The organism is Microcoleus sp. Pol1C5 (assembly GCF_036701115.1).
Classification (GTDB): Bacteria; Cyanobacteriota; Cyanobacteriia; order Cyanobacteriales; family Microcoleaceae; genus Microcoleus.
This window is the reverse complement of record NZ_JAUBQE010000005.1, coordinates 60,961-80,010: the sequence shown is the minus strand read 5'-3', so window position 1 is coordinate 80,010 and position 19,050 is coordinate 60,961. Positions and strand designations below refer to the sequence as shown.

Below are 19,050 nucleotides of genomic sequence, written 5' to 3'. Positions count from 1 at the left end.
TAGTTGGGCTGTCTTTACAAGATCTTTACGATCTGCATATAGAACTGAGAGCGTCCTTTATGCAACAGTTTTCTTAACAATCCTTTACAGTAGGGGATTCGGAAGCTGAATCAGTCCTAAAAGTAGGCATTAAGTTCTTGTAAAGTTGGCGGGTTGTGGGGGTTTACTAGGAGGTGTGAGCTGCCAGCCGATAGATTAAAGATGAGCTGTTATCCGTATCCCCCGGATTTGATTTATGCCAATTCTGGGTGGGGATCGGAAGTGGCGTGGGTGATCGATAGGAGTCCAAAACTCCCAAGGAGGGAGCTTGGCGGCGGATAAAAGTCAAAATTTATACGCTGGTGGGCGATCGAACTGTGTTTGTAAGATAATTACCAATTATCGATGACTTTTATTAAGGCAAAAAAACTCACAAATACAGGAATATAGCAATTTTTAAGTGAGTAAGGTACAGTTTTGTAATTGGTAAGAAAGCTTCCGAGTGCCTCACGAAATTTGATAACTGCTATAGCTGTTTTTTGCTGCTTCCTGATTTTTTGTTGATTCTTACTTTTTGCTGCTTCCTGATTTATGCTTCCTGATTCCTTCAACGTGCGGAGGATAAATTATTGATAATTGATTACCGATGATTAATTTTTAAATAGTGGTTCTTGATAAAGGGGTACAGTAAAAGTAACCGTAGCTCCGAGTCCTTCCCCCATACTGTAAAAATTTACTGTACCTCCCATTGCTTCTACCAGTTTTTGAGAAATAGCCAATCCCAAACCGGTGCCGCCGTATTGTCTGGTACGAGCGCCATCCACCTGAAAAAACGACTCAAATAATTTATCTTGCTTGTCGAGAGAAACCCCAATGCCAGTATCAGCGACTCGGATTTTCACCATTCCGGGGAACTGCTGGTTGTGAACAGTCACCTTTTTCTTAATAACCTCAGCACTGATGCGAATTCCCCCTTCCCCAGTAAATTTAATCGCATTGCCCGTGAGGTTCAAGATTACTTGAAGCAGGCGTTGGTAGTTGCCGTACACAATAATCTCGTCCTCCACAGAAGGTTTTTGGATTTGAAATTGCAATCGCTTTTGCTCGACTTGAACCCGTGTAAAATTCTCAACTTGTTGCAACAGTTCGCCGAGTTTGACGGGAGCGAGGTCTAACTCCATTTTGCCAGCTTCGATTTTAGCGATATCCAAAATATCGTTAATGACATTGAACAAATGTAATGCCGATCGGTAAGCTTCTTCGATAAATTGGTGCGCTTCTTCGGGGTCATCTGCCATGCCGTCCACAAGTAGTTTTAAGAAGCCGAGGATGCCGTTGAGGGGGGTGCGGAGTTCGTGAGAAGTATTAGCAAGAAATTGACTTTTAAGTTGGGAAAGAGCTACGGCTTCGGCGCGGGCCTGTTCTAATTCTTGGTAAAGTGTAGCGTGGGCGATCGCACTGCCGACTTGAGCGACTAACTCGCGGGCGAATTCGAGTTCGACATGACTCCATTTTGGGGAACTGCCACAGCGGTGCAAACATATCAGTGCATTGGGTTGGTCTTCATAAAAGGTAGCTGCTACGAGCACGGAATGGCGGTGGAAGGGATCTGTGGCGGGGGAGGCGTAATCGACTGCTACTGGTTTTAAGGTGGCTAAAGTTTGAATCCACCCTGGCTGTTCGGCTGCGCGCAGTTCTAATCCCAGCATAGAAGAGTAAGCTTCTTGGCGGTATTCAGCTACTACTTTAAAAGTTTTCGATTGGAGATTTTCGATTTGAGCTGGGGAAAGCGGGGGCGAGGAGTCCTTAGCTATTGACTGTTGTAATTCGGCTGCTGCTGCGGTCGAATTCTGCTGATTTTCCGAGGCAAGGAAGGGAGAAGTTTCGAGATTTTCGCTGTCTTGTTTGTAGGAACAGATGATGCAGCGACTCGCGTTCAAAACTTGACCCAAGCTGTTAACAGTTTGCTGCCAAATGGTGTCTAAATCGAGGGTTTTGTGCAGGTTTTGAGCAATTTGGGAGATGATTTTGCGGTCGATTTCCGAGTAGGGAGGGAGCGATCGACCTGGGATACGGCTCGCTGGAAGTGGCATTTGTTGGCGGGCGTCCAATGGGGCTCGCAAAGCTGGATAGAGCATGAATTCTGGAGAGTCGGGCCGTCTGTCTGTGGGTTTGTCAGATAGCAGCCTTCCCATAACTAAGACTTTTGCAGCTTTGCCGTTTGAGTCGATCGCCGGAGTAAGTGTCAAATCGAAGAGAAAATATTGTCCGGCGTGGCAAAATGGATAGCTGAACCGTTGCGGTACGAGGGTTTCGAGCGCCCGCTGCAGGATATCGAGATAAGGCGCAGGGGGGATGGGTTGCAGGGTTTCGCTGAGGGGGCGATCGACAATTTGTTCTGCTGTAAGGTTGTACTGTTCGGCTTTTTGCCAATAAAAAGATAGATATTTACCAGAGCCGTCTTGGGTAAATACTAATTCTGCCCCTAACTCTTGAAAAAAGGCTGTAGAGGCGAGGCTCGATCGCCGGAAATCTGTGTTAGAGTCCATCAGAGTAGGGGATGATAGTAGTTCGGATTTTGGAGTATTGAGTTTTTTATAAAGAACTCAATACTCCCCCTTGTTTGGGGCTTCTACTGTTAATTTGTGAGTTATTAATCAATTAAAAAGTTGTTGGCTTTTTAATTAAAACATTAATCGCTCAAAACTCACAATTGGCAAAAATTTTAGGCTGCTACTATTGACTTTTGAGTGATTAATCAACTCATAAAATATTAATTATTTAACTCTGAACTAAACTCAAACCTCAAAACTATTCGTTCTCAGCCGTTTTGGGTAATTTAAAGATAAAAATTAAGATTGAGGAATTAGGAATCTGCACCGATTAACGATCGAGTTTGAAAATTACGCCAAAATCTGAGGCTGCCAACAACTCAAGTCAGGGACTGGCTCACGCATTTTTTCCCTCACCTGGAATAGTTCCGAGGTTGTGATTTAGCCGAGTTCACTCGCCCACCACCTGTAGCTTTAGCCACGAAATCTGCAGGAGAGGAGCTCGCCCGCGCGATCTAAATTTCACAGCCTGCAGATTTGCGCGCGCCGTCTGGGGCGAGAGCACCTCAGTCGTTCCACTCACCGCGGGGCGGGACTGGGGGGTTGCGGCGTAAACTCAGAGCCAGCTCGTCTTCGCGGCGCTCGCCTCTGAGCCACTGCTTGATTGCTGTTTCAATGACTTTGCTGGGGTCATTCGTCAAGTGCTTAATTTGGTCTAGCAGTTCCGAATCTATATGGATAGATAGTTCCACTTTTTCTGACGAACTGTGGGAGGGTATACTTGACTGGCTCATAGTTAAAAAATCCTAGTTTTAATTCTTAAGTTTCAATTCTTTTGATGACAACCGACTGGACTAGATATTTGCAGTCCCTGATTTGCACCCCACGTTTCCTCAACCGCTTAACAGCTTTCTGTACAATGAGACAGAGAAAAGTTTTTTCCTTTTGGGTGTCCGACCGAGCCCGGACACTTGAAGGGTAATAACTGATACTCTTGAGGTTTGTCTCAGTTGTGGTTTCATCTCAATCCCCAGTAAGAGGTTGAAGTAAGCACTCTACTCTTGCTTGTGTAATCATACAACAAAAAGTATCCTTTGCCGATTAGCTCTTCGATAAAAAACATGACTAACGTCCCTGTATCTCGCATTCGTAATTTTTCGATTATTGCTCACATCGACCACGGAAAATCGACCTTGGCCGATCGCCTGTTGCAGGCGACTGGGACTGTGCAGGCACGGGAGATGAAGGAGCAGTTTTTAGACAATATGGATCTCGAACGCGAACGCGGCATTACGATCAAGCTGCAAGCGGCTCGGATGAATTACACTGCCAAGGACGGTCAGGAGTACGTGCTCAATCTGATCGACACTCCCGGACACGTGGACTTTTCTTACGAGGTATCGCGATCGCTCGCTGCTTGCGAAGGGGCGCTGCTGGTGGTAGACGCATCTCAAGGCGTGGAAGCACAAACCCTGGCAAATGTCTACCTTGCCTTGGGAAACAATCTGGAAATTATTCCAGTTTTAAATAAAATTGACCTGCCGGGGGCAGAACCGGAACGGGTAAAAGGGGAAATTGAAGAAATTATCGGTCTGGACTGTAGCGGGGCGATTGAGGCTTCGGCTAAGGAAGGAATTGGTATAGATGAGATTTTGGAGTCGATCGTCGAATTGGTGCCGCCGCCGCAGGATACTGTGGACAAACCGCTGCGGGCGCTAATTTTTGATAGTTATTACGACCCTTATCGCGGGGTAATTGTGTATTTCCGGGTGATGGACGGAAGTGTCAAAAAGGGCGATCGAGTTTTGTTGATGGTTTCGGGTAAGGAATATGTCATCGATGAATTAGGCATCCTTTCACCGACTCAAGTTCAAGTAGACGAACTGCACGCGGGGGAAGTTGGTTATCTGGGCGCGGCAATTAAAGCAGTAGCTGATGCTCGCGTTGGCGATACGATTACTTTGGTCAAAAAGCCGGCGCCGGAGCCTTGGCCGGGTTATACAGAAGCCAAACCGATGGTTTTTTGCGGCTTGTTCCCGATCGATGCTGACCAATTTCCAGATTTGCGGGAAGCTTTAGAAAAACTCGAACTCAACGATGCGGCGCTTTCTTACGAACCGGAAACTTCGAGTGCGATGGGATTTGGTTTCCGCTGCGGTTTCTTGGGTTTGCTGCACATGGAAATTGTGCAAGAAAGACTGGAGAGAGAATACAATTTAGATTTGATTGTTACGGCTCCTTCTGTGGTTTATCAAATCACAACAATTAAAGGAGAAGTATTAACAATTGACAATCCCAGCCACTTGCCCGATCCTCAGTATCGCGAGAAAATTGAGGAACCTTATGTGCGGGTAGAAATGCTGTCGCCGGAAACTTATGTGGGCGCGCTAATGGAACTGTCTCAAAGTCGGCGGGGCATTTTTATGGATATGAAGTATCTGAGTCAAGGCAGAACTACGCTGGTTTACGAGTTGCCTTTGGCGGAGGTGGTGACTGACTTTTTCGACCAGATGAAATCGCGATCGCGCGGTTATGCGAGCATGGAGTATCACCTCATCGGTTATCGCGAAAATCCGTTGGTGAAAATGGACATTTTAATTAATGGCGATCCGGTTGATGCTTTGGCGATGATCGTACACCGGGATAAGGCTTATAATGTGGGCCGCGGCTTGACGGAAAAACTGAAGGAGTTGATTCCTCGCCATCAATTTAAGGTTCCGATTCAAGCGACAATTGGCGCTAAGGTGATTGCTTCGGAGCACATTCCGGCTTTGCGAAAAGATGTGTTGGCGAAGTGTTACGGCGGCGATATCTCGCGGAAGAAAAAGTTGCTGCAAAAGCAGGCGAAGGGGAAGAAGCGGATGAAGTCTGTGGGTACTGTGGATGTGCCGCAGGAGGCTTTTATGGCTGTGCTGAAGCTCGATCGGGATTCGTAATCTGTGTGGCCTTTTGTGAGGAACAGGCTTTTGGGTCTGTTCCACAAAGAGTCTGTTTTTTGTAGTTGTTTGCAGTCATCTAGAACAGGCAAGATGCCTGTGAAGCGAAGAGTCAGTTTGATTGTGGGATGGGCATCTTGCCCGTCCCTGTGGGGGCCCAGAAACCAGTTTTTTTACGAAATACTTCGTTACACACTGTAAATTCGGTAAAAAATCCGGTTTCTTTGTCGGAGTGCGTCTAGGACTGTTTAAATCCAGATAAATATAAAGAGTTAGGGAAGTTAGATTAAGAGCGATTCCCTACGGTATAACTACGCTTCACGCAGTTTTGGACGGGTCGGGCGATCGCACTGTGGCGGCATAATAAAGTTGAGTTTTCCGAGCCAGAATTTATCAAATAGAATTAGGAACAATATGACAGCGCAGCCAGACTGCTCGATAATGCGCCGATAAAGTTCTAAGATTTCTGTTAAAGTTAGATAGCGCATTACGCGAGCTTTTGGTAAAGTTCAGCATTCTTTTTGAGGACGTATTCCATAGCATTTTGGAAGGATGTTTCGGGTGGTGCTAGCAAGTTTTCAGCACCCGCAAGCAGTAATGCTTCTAGGGAAACGCCGAGGATATTGGCCGTTTCTTGGAGCTTGTGCAGGCGATCGTCTGGAATTGTGATGATAATCGTTTGCATTATGTTTGTGGCTGTGACGATACTCTGAGTTTAGCACGTCAACTGTCTGAGTAGGAGTTAGGGTTTTTGAAAGAGCGATCGCACTTTTGGAGCAAAAGAGCGATCGCCTTTTTGCAAGTAAACTATCAGAGATTACCCATTATCATCATCATTATCTTGAACTACCTTACTACTTAAAAGTCCGAAAATCGCACCCACACCCATATTCCAAGTGCTATGGCAAGTCTCAAAAATGCGAGCTTCTTGGGGAGATGGCCGATCTTCGGTACTAATTCGTAAAGAGACTCCTCCAGAAAGTAAGGTAAAAAAGATAACAGTGGCGAAGACGTACTGGAAAGGAGAGGGAGATTGAGGAGGAGTGTTTTTACGAGTCATTTTAGTAGATTTGGGTTTAGCAGGTGTCATATTTGGTTTAGCTTTCATAATTGCTACTTTCTTATTGGATATGTTTTAATCGTAAAGTGGAAAAGCTTGAAAGTCAGCCTGTGTATAGGTTTCACTTAGTATGAGTTTGGTATGCGTTTAGGATGCGTTTGGTTGGCGATCGATCGCTATAATAGTTAAAACGTTCGTAACTTAGCTATGGCAGAGCGATCTATCGCAGCATCTGACGCAGGAATTGAAAAAGCAAAAACAGCTCTCACAGACAAAGGCTGGAGCCGCCAAGACTTAGCTGATCGTGTTGTGATGGGGGAAGAAAAAAGTCTAAAGATAGGGATTGATATTCAAACTGTTCATAAATTTTTCACCCAGAAAGGTGTCAAGCCCCAGTATTTTGTTGCAATTTGCAATACTTTAGGATTGGATTGGCAAGAAATTAAAAAGCTTAATACAACCACATCGCCCCAAACATCCTTACCAAATGACAATCGAATAGCAGAATTAGAACCGCCAAATATCAATTATAATAATCCCTTTATTCCCCAGCATGGCAAGATAGACGATCGGAAATTTTTCTTTGGCAGACAAAGGGAAATTCGGCGGGTATTCGAGACGCTGAATAGTGGCAGTAATGTAGCAGTAATTGGCGAAAGCGCGATCGGCAAAAGTTCTCTGCTGCAAGCTATTTACCGAGAAGCACCACATCAACTGCGTTATGCACGCCAACCCATTTACATCGATTTGCAAATTGTTTGCGATGAAGATGACTTTTATGGCGATTTATGCCACAAAGCAGGTATCGAGAAAGCGAAAGGAGGTAATCTGTCACGGGCTTTAGAATCGAACCCGCTGCTGTTACTTTTAGATGAAGTTGAGAATATGAGATGGGATGGGTTTACTAATCCAACACGCAGCTTATTGCGGGGTTTGACTGAGGGATATAACCCACCTTTGCGTCTAGTTATCGCCGCCCGCACCTCTCTAGATATCCTATTCCCTGGAACAAATATGACATCTCCTTTCAAAGGACATGAAGAAACTCTGAAGCACTGGGATGAAAAAATCTGCCGTGAATTTATTGCTAGTCGCCTCCAGGCTTCCTGGTTAACACCTGTTGCTCAGCCCGTGAATTTTACTGAGGAAGAAATTGCGGGGTTAATTGCTGAAAGTGGCGGCTATCCTCAGAAATTGATGCAGTTGTGCTATCAAACTTATGCTGGTTATATCAACTAGGACTTACACATGGGGGCCCAGAAACCGGGTTTTTTACGAAAATATTTCGTTAGAGAATCGCAGATTTGGTAAAAAACCCGGTTTCTCACCACCCGTGCGTAAGTCCTGTTTATTCATTCCCACCTATTTATGAGTCAAAACGATCGCCCTGTTCCTCGGTTAGATTTAGCTCCCAAACTGAAGCGCCCTCTTTCTTTGTGGAATCCTTTAGATTACCTGCGATTGTTATATTGGGTGTTTTTCTTTCCTCAAGCTGTGCGGTGGTATGAGTCTACTTTTGGGGGTAAACCTAATTTACAAGACGCCAAAACCAGGCGAGAAAAGTGGGAGTGGTTGCGTCAAAATTCCGTCCAGTATCAGTTAATTCTACAAGCCTTGATGTTAATCATTGTTATCCCCGTAGGCTTGAGTAGAATTTTCGAGGAAATAGGCGTTTCTAGAGATTTGTTAGGCGTGGCGTTGGGCGCGGCGTTGGGTGTGGCGTTGGTCGTGGCGCCGGGCGTGGGGTCGGGCGTGGCCAACGGCGTGGCGTGGGGCGTGGCGTGGGGCGTGGCGTGGACCGTGGCGTGGGGCGTGGCGTCGGGCATAGGGTCGGGCGTGGCCTTGGGCGTGGGGGCGGGCATAGCGTCGGGCATAGGGTCGGGCGTGGCGTGGGGCGTGGCGTGGGGCGTGCCCAACGGCGTGGCGTGGGGCGTGGCGTCGGGCGTGGCGTTCGGCATGGCGTTGGACGTGGCGTCGCGCGTGGCGTCCGGCGTGGCGTTGGGCGTGGCGTTGGGCGTGATCTTCGGCGTGGCGTTGGGCGCGGCGTCGGTCGAGGCGTTCGGCGCGGCGTCGGCCTTTGCGTCGGCCTTTGCGTCGGCCTTGGCGTTTGTCGTGGCGTTGGGCGTGGCATTCGGCGTGGCGTCCGGCGTGGCGATCACACGTCCTGAAAATTGGCTTTTCGCTTTACCGTTTACCCTACTCCAGCGTCAACAGCAAAATAGACAATTTCCTCACATTACCCCACTTCCCCTTTCCTACCTGTCTTCTCAAATAGCTAATTGGCTGAGCCGGGATTGGGAAACAGGATTGCACAACATTAACCAACTACTACTCTTTACCCTTCAGTTTATCCCTGTTGTTAAAGCTGTAAATCGTGTACTGGCAGAGACACCAAAAGACCAACTCATCTATCGCGTCGCTCAATTATCAGAAGATCCTTATGATTGGAAGTTGGTGCGTTTTGCCTCAGCTTCTCTAAGTGAAAGAATGAAGTCAGAAGCAGTAGCAGGTTTTTTCATCACCGCACCTTGGCGACAACAAATTCAAGCTCGTTTTCAAACAGAAATTCGTTTAAATACTCCTGCCCGTGCCTCTGCCGCTGGTTTCTGGTATCTCCACGAGCAAAAACCAGACAAAGCCACAGAAGCTTTCGCTGTAGTGCGAGATCTGCTTTATGGAGAGGAGATGTTCACCTTAGCGCAGATTCTCACAGATTTTCACCTAACAGCAGAACTAGCCGAGATTGCTTCCCTGAAACTGCCTGCTTCCCCCAATCCACCTCTGCTGCGTGGGACTACTTGGGAAGCAATTGCTTCTCTACGGCGGGTAATTGCCGATGTTCAAGTCGTCGAGAATAGCCTATCTCGTTCTGCCCGTTCCCTTGCCCTCAACCGAGCATTAGGCGAACTTGAAACTATCCTCGATCGTCCAGATATTATACCACAATCTGAACGCAATTTAATTATTCAAACTGCCCAAAAATGGCAACAAATATTACTGCAAGTGACCGGGAAAATCGGAGATATTTCGATTACTCAACCAGTCAGTATCCCCTATATAATTGGCGATCCAGTCCAAGGCAATCTATTTGTCGGTCGCGAAGACATCATCAGACAGCTAGAGGAGTTGTGGGTAAAAGGCAATCCGCTTCAATCTGTGGCTCTCTACGGTCATCGGCGGATGGGAAAAACTTCGATTTTGTTGAATGCTAGCAACTGCTTAGGTTCAAAAGTACAGGTAGCTTATGTCAATTTGCTGCGGGTAGGAGATTGCTCTCAAGGAGTCGGCGAACTGCTAATATTCATCACCGATGCCATTGCCAAAACAGTCAAGATTGCACCTCCTGGCGATCGCGATCTACTCGATTTACCCTATCTCACTTTTGGACGCTACATCGAACAAGTAATAGCAAATGTAGAAAGTGGATTAATCGTTGCTTTAGACGAGTTTGAAAAGATTGAAGAATTGATAGACGCTGGGAACATCAATCAAGATTTTATCGGTTTTTTGCGAGGGATGGTGCAAATGAGTTCTAAAGTAGCCTTTGCTTTTGCCGGATTGCACACCTTGGATGAAATGACCCAGGATTATTTCAATCCTTTTTTTGCTAGCATTATCCCCATCCGAGTAGGTTTCCTGAGTCTAGGTGCAACTCGCCAAGTTTTAGCCAATCCCGATGATGATTTTCTCCTCGACTACAAACCAGAAGCCCTCGATCGCATTTACGAACTAACTCACGGCCAACCCTACCTCACGCAATTAGTAGGATTTCTGTTAGTCCGCCTCTACAACGACCAAGTATTTGAAATCGGACGCCCCCGCGATCCAATGTTTGCACTAGAAGACGTAGCAACTGTCATCAATGACACAGAATTCTTCAGCAGAGGTCGCTACTATTTTACAGGAGTTTGGGGTCAAGCAGCGCAAGGCGCATCGGGACAACAGGAGATTTTAAAAGCCTTAGCACCTCACTTAGAAGGAATGAACCTCGACAGGCTGAGTCAAGAAACAGGGATGGATGAGACAACTTTACTGGAAGCACTAAAAACTCTCGAACGCCACGATGTGGTTCGAGAAATTGATGGTTGCTACTGTATTACTGTCGAACTATTCCGCCGCTGGGTTGAGATGTCATGGGGAGGGAAGGAATAGTTAGTTATTCCTTTGAGTATTGGGCGGTTGAAACCAATCGTACACAAACTCTCGTCCCAGGAGAGGGCGACTAAGAGACAAGCTATAAAATTAATATTACTATTAGGCCAAATATTTACATTATTGGCGGCCCTAACGGTTCAAGTAAAACTACAGTGTTCCTGAAATTATTACCTAATTTTTTAGATCGACATAATTTCTCTCATATTGCTTTTCAGATAAATCGACCCTGGTTTTGTCAAATAAGCCAGTGAAGCGCAGCTATTCCCTAGGGCATCGCCCAACCTCAGACCGAAGTCATCAAATAACCAATAACCACTAACAAATAACATAACTAATGTCAAGAGTGTTTTTTCGGAAATATTAAAGCTTCAATAAAAATTGCTACCAACATTTGCGAATTATAGCACTTTGTTCCAAGTATTTGACAATGCTAAGTTAATTAAAGATTTTATAAAAGTGACGCATAAGTCTTTACATTGTTGATCGCAATTTTGTTATTCTATTAGAAAGTTTCATTCGAGCGACTGAATTTTTGTACTCCAGTCCTACCCCTAAACAGAACGGCAGTTTCCACAATGAGAATTTTAGTCACAGGCGGTGCAGGTTTCCTCGGTTCCCACCTAATCGATCGCTTAATGGCCCAAGGACATGAGGTAGTCTGCCTGGATAATTTTTACACCGGGACTAAACGCAATATCCTTAAATGGCTGGACAACCCGTATTTTGAGTTGATCCGCCACGACATCACGGAACCGATTCGGTTAGAGGTAGATCAGATTTACCATCTGGCCTGTCCTGCTTCCCCCATACACTATCAGTACAACCCTGTCAAGACCATTAAAACAAACGTCATCGGCACGATGAATATGTTGGGATTGGCAAAACGAGTAAAAGCAAGATTCTTTCTCGCTTCGACTTCCGAAGTGTACGGAGATCCTGATGTCCATCCGCAAACAGAAGATTATCGCGGAAACGTTAATTGTATAGGAATTCGCAGTTGTTATGACGAAGGCAAACGAGTAGCTGAAACCTTATCTTTTGATTACCACCGTCAAAATGGGGTAGACATTCGAGTTGTGCGAATCTTCAATACCTACGGCCCCCGGATGTTGGAAAATGACGGCAGAGTAGTGAGCAATTTTATTGCTCAAGCTTTGCGAAATCAACCGCTGACAGTATACGGGGACGGTTCCCAAACACGGAGTTTTTGCTACGTTTCTGATTTGGTGGAAGGATTTATTCGTTTGATGAATAGCGACCAAATCGGGCCGATGAATTTGGGAAATCCCGGCGAATACACTATTTTGGAACTGGCAGAAAAAATTCAAAATATGATTAATCCAGGGGCAGAGATTATCTTTAAACCGCTGCCGGAAGACGATCCAAAACAGCGACAACCGGATATTACTCGTGCTAAAAGTTGGTTGGGGTGGGAGCCAACTGTGCCGCTGGATAAAGGTTTAGAGTTGACTGTAAAGGATTTCCGCGATCGCATCGAGGGAAACCAAAAGTAGAGACTGAGAGAAGGGAAGACTGGGAGAGTGGGGCACGGAAAAAATCTTCCTTATTCCCAATTCCCAATTCCCAATTCTCGATTGCCATCTGATTTTTTTACTAACTTTGAGGACATTTGTATGCATGTTTGCGTCATCGGTACAGGATATGTTGGCTTAGTCACCGGCACTTGTTTGGCCCACATCGGCCACCACGTGATTTGCGTAGACAACAACGAAGAAAAAGTTAAATTAATGAAGTCGGGACAGTCGCCTATTTTTGAACCTGGACTGTCTGAATTAATGTCCTCTGCCTCTGCGTCGGGCAATCTAGAATTTACTTCGGACTTAGCAGCAGGAGTGGCTCACGGAGACATTTTGTTTATTGCCGTGGGGACGCCTCCTTTGCCTACTGGGGAAAGCGATACTCGCTACGTGGAAGCGGTTGCTCGTGGAATTGGAGCTCACCTCGACGGCGATTACAAAGTAATCGTAAACAAATCGACAGTGCCCATCGGTTCGGGAGATTGGGTGCGAAGAATTGTACTCGACGGTTTAGCAGAACGTCAAAAACCTCAAAGCGGTGAGGGCGCTACTGGTGAGGAAGTCGCAGCAAAAACAGGTGTTCAATTTGATGTGGTTAGCAACCCGGAGTTTTTGCGGGAGGGCTGTGCTGTTTTCGATACTTTTAATCCCGATCGCATTGTTCTCGGCAGCACCTCTCGGCGGGCTATGGATATGATGCTACAGTTATATCGGCCAATTGTCGATCGCAAATTTGCAGAAAATCCGTCTTTGCCGGAGGTTCCGGTGGTGATGACTGATATCAGTTCAGCGGAGATGATTAAGTACGCAGCTAATGCTTTTTTGGCTACGAAGATTAGTTTTATTAATGAAGTTGCTAATATTTGCGATCGGGTTGGTGCAGATGTTAGTCAAGTTGCCCGAGGTATCGGTTTAGATTCACGGATTGGCAACAAGTTTCTGCAAGCTGGCATTGGTTGGGGCGGTTCTTGTTTCCCCAAAGATGTCTCGGCTTTAGTTCACACTGCTGACGATTACGGCTACGAGGCGCATTTGCTGAAAGCAGCGGTGGAAGTTAACGAACGCCAGCGGTTGATTGCTATTGAAAAGTTGCAACAAGTTTTGAAGATTCTCAAAGGTAAAACAGTCGGACTTTTGGGTTTAACTTTCAAGCCAGATACTGACGATTTGCGAGATGCTCCAGCGCTAAATTTAATCGAGAATTTGAATCGGTTGGGAGCGAAAGTTAAAGCTTACGATCCGATTGTTTCTCAAACTGGGATGCGTCACGGTTTGTCGGGAGTTTTGGTAGAAACCGATCCGGAAAGACTGGCTGACGGTTGCGATGCTTTGGTGTTAGTGACTGACTGGGAACAGTTTCGTAACTTAGATTACGAGAAAATGGCGAAGTTGATGAATCATCCGGTGATGATAGATGGCCGCAATTTCTTAGACAAAAAGGCTTTAGAAGCGGCTGGTTTCCAATATGTGGGGATTGGAAGGTAAAGAAGAGTTTTGAGTAGAATCTCTATTTCGTAGGGTGCGCATTGCGCACCTTACATTTATCTTGCTGGTGGCAAACAATCCCGGGTTTACTCGCCCCGACTGCTTTAAAAATTTTCCATCAATGTTTTTTCTTGAGCGTAAACATCTCGTAGCTGTTGCAGCGCTGAGGCAGAAATTACCGATTTAACTGTAGCGACTAATTTACCCCACTCCAGCAAGCTGTCCACTGAAACAGCCGCTTTGAAGTTGTACGTATAGAATTTAGTCCAAAAATCTGGTGCTTGTGTCCGTTTCCAGCGTTTGTACCAGGCGACAAAATCTTGAGCACAGGGCGGTTTTACTTCTAAGATTGGGGGGAAATCAGCGTAGCTGACAAATCGACTGAGGCCTTTGGCATGAACATACACCACGTTGTGGCAGCATTCGATCCGGTAGATCTGTTCGGGTGATATGTTGAAGAGGAGTGCCACTGTTTCTTCGGAGACAAATCTCGATCGCGGATTGACGATCGACGATTTGTGAATAATTTTTGATGCGCCGATCGCTGACGATCTTAGCTGATTTTCTGATATCATTGTAGTTGCATCTGGTGGTAGTAGGTAAATCTATCTCTGCTAAGTGCGATCGACAGAAATTATCTGTCGGAATTAATTTTAACTGGCGATCGTCTTTAGTTTGCAGACCGGGGGCGATCGCTTTTTGATATATTATACTAAATCCAAAATTTTGTAAATAGTGAATATGAGCAAAGGCTTAGTCAGATTGCGGGTTCGAGAGTTGGCTGCCGAGAAGGGATGGACGCTCAAGGAAGTTGCGGAGCGATCGGGCGTGGGCTACAGTACGATTAGCAATTATGCCCGTTCTCAGGGGATGGCAATGGTTGACTTTGCAGCAGTCCACAAGCTGGCTCGAACTTTTGATGTGATGATTGAGGATTTCGTGGTAATCCTCGAAAAATAGTTGAAAGTTTTGCCTAAATTCAATGTTTGAGCGATCGACTTTTGATGTGCCGATCGAAGTTTTGATGTGATGATTTCAGCATAGGTCGATCGCCCGCAACCAAACTCGATCGCTTATCATTAAAGTAACTCGCTTGCAGCCGGAAATTAGGAGAACCGTCAAATGCTAGATGCTGTGCTATTGGGAGGTCTTCTGAAGGTCGCTTTCGATGGAATAGTGGGCACTCAAGCCAATGATGCAGTCAGGCACCTCTGTTTAAAGGGAGTAAATAATCTATCACCAAACGGTAAAATTGTCAATTACGATTTAGAAAAAGCGCTGAAGCGTTCTTTCCTAAAAGCTCAGCAACAAATCGCCTCAGAATGTTATAAAGAATTGGTTGAGCCGTCTCGCAGGGCTTGTAAAGGTATCGTTATTTACTTGCCTCAAGACCGTCCTTATTTAGAATGGCTAGATAAGAAGATTAAGCAGTTAAAATCTGAATTAAAGCAGGTTAATAAAGAAACAGTCCTTTCTGGTATTCTAATAGAAGGTTTAGATGAGATAGAAGTGCTGCTAAGTTCCCGCCACGAATTAAGCCAAAATCGATTTCAAGAAGTTGAAAATAAACTGCTGGAAATTGCCCTAAAAGATTGTGATGTCACACTTTATCAAGTTAAATTAAAAGAAAAATTGTTTACCTTAGTATCTGCGTACTTTGCCGAGGAAATCAAGGACAATGAAAAGGTGTTCCAGATTTTCACAGCGCAAGTTTTAACGCGAAATGATACCCAAACCGCCGAAACTCACGCTTTGATTGAACAGCTAAAGGCTTTGCTTGAGGAAATAGTTGAAAACAGCCGCATTGCTTGCGTGCCGATTGACTGGCAAGCTATTTGCCAGCAGATATTAGACGAGAAAGAACAGCAGCGACTGAGTAGCAATCAGCTAACTTTTAGCAACCATCAAATAGATGATGTTTATGTGCCGCTGCTGGGATTGGTGGAACGGCAGAAAGTGACTCAGCGACGCGAGGATGTTGCGGCTGAGGAAGGTTCGGATTTGTACCGGGAAAAAGAAGTTACTCAAAAATTTGAACACAGCGAGTTTCTTGAGCAAGTTATCCAGCAAGGAAGTAGCCCGAAAAGCAATGGCAAGCGGTTAGGAATTATTGGGGAAGCGGGGGCGGGGAAAACAACGCTGTTGCGGCAGATTGCGAATTGGGTAGCGGCTGAAATTTCCGAGGCGATTGTAATTTGGGTATCCTTGGCGGATTTGCAGGGGAAGGAATTAGAATCGTATTTATTTGATAATTGGCTGCTGGCGGCTATTAAGAGAATTGGGAAGGCTGAGGCGACGGCGGAAATTAAGGATGATTTTTTAGCACAGTTTAATGCTGAGCGCGTTTGGTTGGTGTTGGATGGGGCGGATGAGATGGCTGTCGGAGATGAAAATCCTTTGGCGGAAATTCAGCGGCAAATTAGAACGGGCGGCTGTATTCAAAAGGCGCGAATTGTGCTAAGTTGTCGGCAAAATGTTTGGGATGCGATCGGCTCTGCGTTGGATACTTTTGATACTTATCGCACTTTGGAGTTTTCCTATCCCGAACAGGTGGAGATATTTATTGATAAATGGTTTCTAACCCCCTCTAACCCCACCTTAGCAAGGGGGGCTGGGGGGGTTCTAGCTCAACAGCTACGGGAAGCATTAGCAGCATCGGGAAAAGAGAGAATTCGAGATTTAGTGAAAAATCCCCTGAGATGTTCGTTATTGTGTGGCACTTGGCAGTCGTTGGATGGGGATTTACCGGATACTAAGGCTAAGCTTTATCAGCGGTTTGTGACTACTTTGTATCAGTGGAAAAAACCCCGCCTGAATTGGATTCAGCAGCAGGAATTGAATGCGGCTTTGGCGAAATTGGCACTTTCAGGGATGTTAAATGAAATGTCGCGGTTTCAGTTGCCCGAAAGTGTGGGATATCGGGTGATGGGTGCATCGCAGTTTGAGTTAGCTTGTCGTGTGGGTTGGCTGAATTTAGTGGCGAGGGATGCGGAGACGGCGGAAGGAATTTATGCTTTTTACCATCCGACGTTTCAGGAATATTTTGCGGCGTTGGCGGTTGAGGATTGGCACTTTTTCTTGAATCACTTTCCTAAGAATCCGCAACATCCTGATGCTAGGTATCGCATTTTTGAGAAGCAGTGGGAAGAGGTGATTTTGCTGTGGTTGGGGCGTGAGGAGGTAGGGAAGGAGCAGAAGGAAGCGTTTATTAAGGCGTTGGTTAAGTTTAAGGTTAGGTGGGATAAATTTTATGGATATCGTGCATATTTTCTAGCGGCTGCGGGGATTGCTGAGTTTAAGGATTGTCGCCTTGCTGATGAGATTGTGTCGCAGATTGTTATTTGGGGATTTGGTTATTTTAATAAGCAAAAACAGGAGTGGCGGACATTTCTCGATCCAATTGTCGATAGAGCAAGGGAAGTTCTGAAAGAGACGGATCGGGAAAAGGCGGGTTCCGCTTTAGTCGAGTTAATCCGCAATTCAGGTGATGAATATACCCGGAGGCGAGCGACAAAAAGCTTAGGGGAAATAGGCAAACATTGCCCAGAAACGATCTCCGCTTTAGTCGAATTGATTAATATTTCTCAGGATGAAGTTACCCGATGGCAAGTGGCAGATAGCTTATTGACAATTGACAAAGATAACCCAGTGGCGATCAATACTTTATTGGAGTTAACCCACAATTCACTGGAGAAAAATACCTGGAAGCGAGCGGCATATAGCTTAGGAAAAATAGGCACCCCTCACCCAGAAGTGATCGCCACTTTAGTCGACTTAATCCGCAATTCTGTTGAGCGAGATACCGATATCTGGTTGATCAAGTACAAACTGTTGTATGGCTTAGATACCTGGAAGATAGCGGCTTATAGCTTAGAGAAAATAGGCAAAGATAACCCAGTTGCGATCGAAACTTTATTGGATTTAATCCGCTATTCAGATAATAAAGTTACCCAAGGGCGATCAGCAGAAGTATTAGGTAAGATAGACAAAGATAACCCAGTAGCGATCGAAACTTTATTGGATTTAATCCGCAACTACCGTGAGAAAGATACCCGTTATCGAGCAGCAGAAAGATTAGCAAGAATCGGCAAAAATAACCCTGTTGCAATCGCTGCTTTAGTCGAGTTAATTCGCACTTCACGTAATAAAGTTACCCGGTGGCGAGCTGCTGAATGCTTGGGGAAAATAGATAAAGATAACCCAGTTGCAATCAGCGCTTTAGTCGAGTTAAGCCGCAATTCCCATGAAAGGACCCGGTGGTCAGCTGCAGATAGCTTAGGTAAAATAGGCAAAGATAACCCAGTTGCGATCGCCGCTTTAGTCGAGTTACTCCGCAATTCCGGTGCTGAAAGTACCCGGTGTCAAGCGATAAAAAGCTTAGGGGCAATAGGCAAAAATCACCCAGAGGCAATCTTCGCTTTAGTCGAGTTGCTCGGTACTTCTCAAGTTGAATATACCCGGATGATAGCGGCAGAATGCTTAGTAAAAATAGACAACAATAACCCAGTTACACTCTCCGCTTTAGTCGAGTTGCTCGGTACTTCTTATAATATGTATCTAAATATATCGGAATTCGTAAAAAAATTAGAGAAAACAGGCAAAAATAACCCTGTTGCGATCTCCGCTTTAGTCGAGTTGCTCGGTACTTCTCAGAATGCATATACCGGGTTTATAGCGACAGAATGCTTAGGGGCAATAGGCAAAGATAACCCAGTGGCGATCGCCGGTTTAGTCGAGTTAATCCGCAATTCAGGTAATGAAGATATCCGGTGTCGATTGGCAGATAGCTTAGGTAAAATAGACAAAAATAACCCAGTTGCGATCGCCACCTTAGTCGATTTAATCCGCAGCTCAGCTAACCCAGATACCCGGTGTCTAGCGGCATCTAGCTTAGGGAAAATAGACATAGGTAACTCAGTTGCGATCGCGACTTTAATAGAGTTGATTCCTAATTATCACCCTGAACATTCTATTTTTGACCCGGCAGATAGCTTAATGGAAATTATGAAAGGTAAACACTTCGCCACCGCAGTCTCAGGTTTGAAAAATCGCCTAACTTCCGAAATCTACAAAAATGATTTTGGTCGGAATGAAAGATGTCACGAAGTCATCTGGGAGTGTGCCGAAAATATGACTTACCCAGAATTTTATCAAGCATGGCACGCTTAACCCACCGCTGGAATTGCCCTTAACCGGTTTTGGGCCAAATCTAGAGGACTTGCTGAATGCGGTACAGAATTGGATTGGGGGTATTGGTTCGTGATCCAGGCGCCGGACACGGCAATTCCCTTTCCCGAAAGGTATTACAAAAACGCGCGATCGACCAAAAGCAGATGCGAACAAAT

Annotated in this window: 13 protein-coding genes; 7 read left to right on the top strand and 6 right to left on the bottom strand. The window is 45.6% G+C overall.

Translation table 11 applies throughout. The features are described from left to right. Positions 1 to 629: 629 nt before the first annotated feature. Both QUA23_RS04345 and QUA23_RS04340 read right to left on the bottom strand, forming a co-directional pair. The gene (locus QUA23_RS04345) at positions 630 to 2,528 is read right to left on the bottom strand and encodes an ATP-binding protein (RefSeq protein ID WP_333074138.1); all 1,899 of its coding nucleotides are present in this window, start codon (positions 2,526 to 2,528) and stop codon (positions 630 to 632) included. Positions 2,529 to 3,097: 569 nt separating this feature from the next. Further along, the gene (locus QUA23_RS04340; protein WP_015176471.1) at positions 3,098 to 3,325 is read right to left on the bottom strand and encodes a type II toxin-antitoxin system CcdA family antitoxin; all 228 of its coding nucleotides are present in this window, start codon (positions 3,323 to 3,325) and stop codon (positions 3,098 to 3,100) included. Positions 3,326 to 3,652: 327 nt separating this feature from the next. Here QUA23_RS04340 and lepA point away from each other — a divergent pair, with 327 nt between their 5' ends. After that, positions 3,653 to 5,467, top strand: a complete 1,815-nt coding sequence (gene lepA / locus QUA23_RS04335; RefSeq protein WP_006632512.1) for a translation elongation factor 4 — start codon at positions 3,653 to 3,655, stop codon at positions 5,465 to 5,467. Between the two features lie 311 nt (positions 5,468 to 5,778). On the opposite strand, the gene QUA23_RS04330 is transcribed toward lepA, so the two are convergent. The 3 genes from QUA23_RS04330 to QUA23_RS04320 form a co-directional block, all read right to left on the bottom strand. Next, complete coding sequence (locus QUA23_RS04330; protein ID WP_333074139.1) at positions 5,779 to 5,955, bottom strand: hypothetical protein; 177 nt, start codon at positions 5,953 to 5,955, stop codon at positions 5,779 to 5,781. After that, positions 5,955 to 6,152 (bottom strand): DNA-binding protein, encoded by a 198-nt coding sequence (locus tag QUA23_RS04325; protein WP_333074140.1) that lies wholly within the window; start codon positions 6,150 to 6,152, stop codon positions 5,955 to 5,957. Before QUA23_RS04325 ends, QUA23_RS04330 begins: the two co-directional genes overlap by 1 nt. Before the next feature lie 132 nt (positions 6,153 to 6,284). Beyond that, the gene (locus QUA23_RS04320) at positions 6,285 to 6,575 is read right to left on the bottom strand and encodes a hypothetical protein (protein WP_333074141.1); all 291 of its coding nucleotides are present in this window, start codon (positions 6,573 to 6,575) and stop codon (positions 6,285 to 6,287) included. Between the two features lie 159 nt (positions 6,576 to 6,734). Between QUA23_RS04320 and QUA23_RS04315 the strand changes: the two genes are divergently transcribed. The 4 genes from QUA23_RS04315 (at position 6,735) to QUA23_RS04300 (ending at position 13,705) form a co-directional block, all read left to right on the top strand. Continuing rightward, positions 6,735 to 7,766 (top strand): nSTAND1 domain-containing NTPase, encoded by a 1,032-nt coding sequence (locus tag QUA23_RS04315; protein ID WP_333074142.1) that lies wholly within the window; start codon positions 6,735 to 6,737, stop codon positions 7,764 to 7,766. Positions 7,767 to 7,895: 129 nt separating this feature from the next. After that, positions 7,896 to 10,679 carry a helix-turn-helix domain-containing protein gene (locus QUA23_RS04310; RefSeq protein ID WP_333074144.1) on the top strand — a complete coding sequence of 928 codons (2,784 nt, stop codon included), beginning with the start codon at positions 7,896 to 7,898 and terminating at the stop codon, positions 10,677 to 10,679. A gap of 578 nt (positions 10,680 to 11,257) precedes the next feature. Next, positions 11,258 to 12,196, top strand: coding sequence for a UDP-glucuronic acid decarboxylase family protein (locus QUA23_RS04305; protein ID WP_333074146.1), 939 nt, complete (start codon positions 11,258 to 11,260; stop codon positions 12,194 to 12,196). 120 nt (positions 12,197 to 12,316) lie between these two features. Beyond that, the gene (locus tag QUA23_RS04300; protein WP_333074148.1) at positions 12,317 to 13,705 is read left to right on the top strand and encodes a UDP-glucose/GDP-mannose dehydrogenase family protein; all 1,389 of its coding nucleotides are present in this window, start codon (positions 12,317 to 12,319) and stop codon (positions 13,703 to 13,705) included. Positions 13,706 to 13,809: 104 nt separating this feature from the next. On the opposite strand, the gene QUA23_RS04295 is transcribed toward QUA23_RS04300, so the two are convergent. Next, positions 13,810 to 14,280: a hypothetical protein gene (locus QUA23_RS04295; RefSeq protein ID WP_333074149.1), complete on the bottom strand. Its 471-nt coding sequence runs from the start codon at positions 14,278 to 14,280 to the stop codon at positions 13,810 to 13,812. Between the two features lie 166 nt (positions 14,281 to 14,446). On the opposite strand from QUA23_RS04295, the gene QUA23_RS04290 reads away from it, so the two are divergent. Together QUA23_RS04290 and QUA23_RS04285 are read left to right on the top strand one after the other, a co-directional pair. Beyond that, positions 14,447 to 14,665, top strand: coding sequence for a helix-turn-helix domain-containing protein (locus QUA23_RS04290; RefSeq protein ID WP_006632503.1), 219 nt, complete (start codon positions 14,447 to 14,449; stop codon positions 14,663 to 14,665). A 162-nt stretch (positions 14,666 to 14,827) separates the two neighbouring features. Further along, positions 14,828 to 18,874, top strand: a complete 4,047-nt coding sequence (locus QUA23_RS04285; RefSeq protein ID WP_333074151.1) for a HEAT repeat domain-containing protein — start codon at positions 14,828 to 14,830, stop codon at positions 18,872 to 18,874. The last annotated feature ends 176 nt before the right edge of the window (positions 18,875 to 19,050 follow it).

What these genes read in the sequence shown, in the direction of transcription:
- QUA23_RS04325 (WP_333074140.1), bottom strand. Translation starts at nt 6,152, where the DNA reads ATGCAAACGATTATCATCACAATTCCAGACGATCGCCTGCACAAGCTC.
- QUA23_RS04285 (WP_333074151.1), top strand. Translation starts at nt 14,828, where the DNA reads ATGCTAGATGCTGTGCTATTGGGAGGTCTTCTGAAGGTCGCTTTCGAT.
- QUA23_RS04300 (WP_333074148.1), top strand. Translation starts at nt 12,317, where the DNA reads ATGCATGTTTGCGTCATCGGTACAGGATATGTTGGCTTAGTCACCGGC.
- QUA23_RS04295 (WP_333074149.1), bottom strand. Translation starts at nt 14,280, where the DNA reads ATGATATCAGAAAATCAGCTAAGATCGTCAGCGATCGGCGCATCAAAA.
- QUA23_RS04310 (WP_333074144.1), top strand. Translation starts at nt 7,896, where the DNA reads ATGAGTCAAAACGATCGCCCTGTTCCTCGGTTAGATTTAGCTCCCAAA.
- lepA (WP_006632512.1), top strand. Translation starts at nt 3,653, where the DNA reads ATGACTAACGTCCCTGTATCTCGCATTCGTAATTTTTCGATTATTGCT.
- QUA23_RS04340 (WP_015176471.1), bottom strand. Translation starts at nt 3,325, where the DNA reads ATGAGCCAGTCAAGTATACCCTCCCACAGTTCGTCAGAAAAAGTGGAA.
- QUA23_RS04330 (WP_333074139.1), bottom strand. Translation starts at nt 5,955, where the DNA reads ATGCGCTATCTAACTTTAACAGAAATCTTAGAACTTTATCGGCGCATT.
- QUA23_RS04320 (WP_333074141.1), bottom strand. Translation starts at nt 6,575, where the DNA reads ATGAAAGCTAAACCAAATATGACACCTGCTAAACCCAAATCTACTAAA.
- QUA23_RS04315 (WP_333074142.1), top strand. Translation starts at nt 6,735, where the DNA reads ATGGCAGAGCGATCTATCGCAGCATCTGACGCAGGAATTGAAAAAGCA.
- QUA23_RS04305 (WP_333074146.1), top strand. Translation starts at nt 11,258, where the DNA reads ATGAGAATTTTAGTCACAGGCGGTGCAGGTTTCCTCGGTTCCCACCTA.
- QUA23_RS04345 (WP_333074138.1), bottom strand. Translation starts at nt 2,528, where the DNA reads ATGGACTCTAACACAGATTTCCGGCGATCGAGCCTCGCCTCTACAGCC.
- QUA23_RS04290 (WP_006632503.1), top strand. Translation starts at nt 14,447, where the DNA reads ATGAGCAAAGGCTTAGTCAGATTGCGGGTTCGAGAGTTGGCTGCCGAG.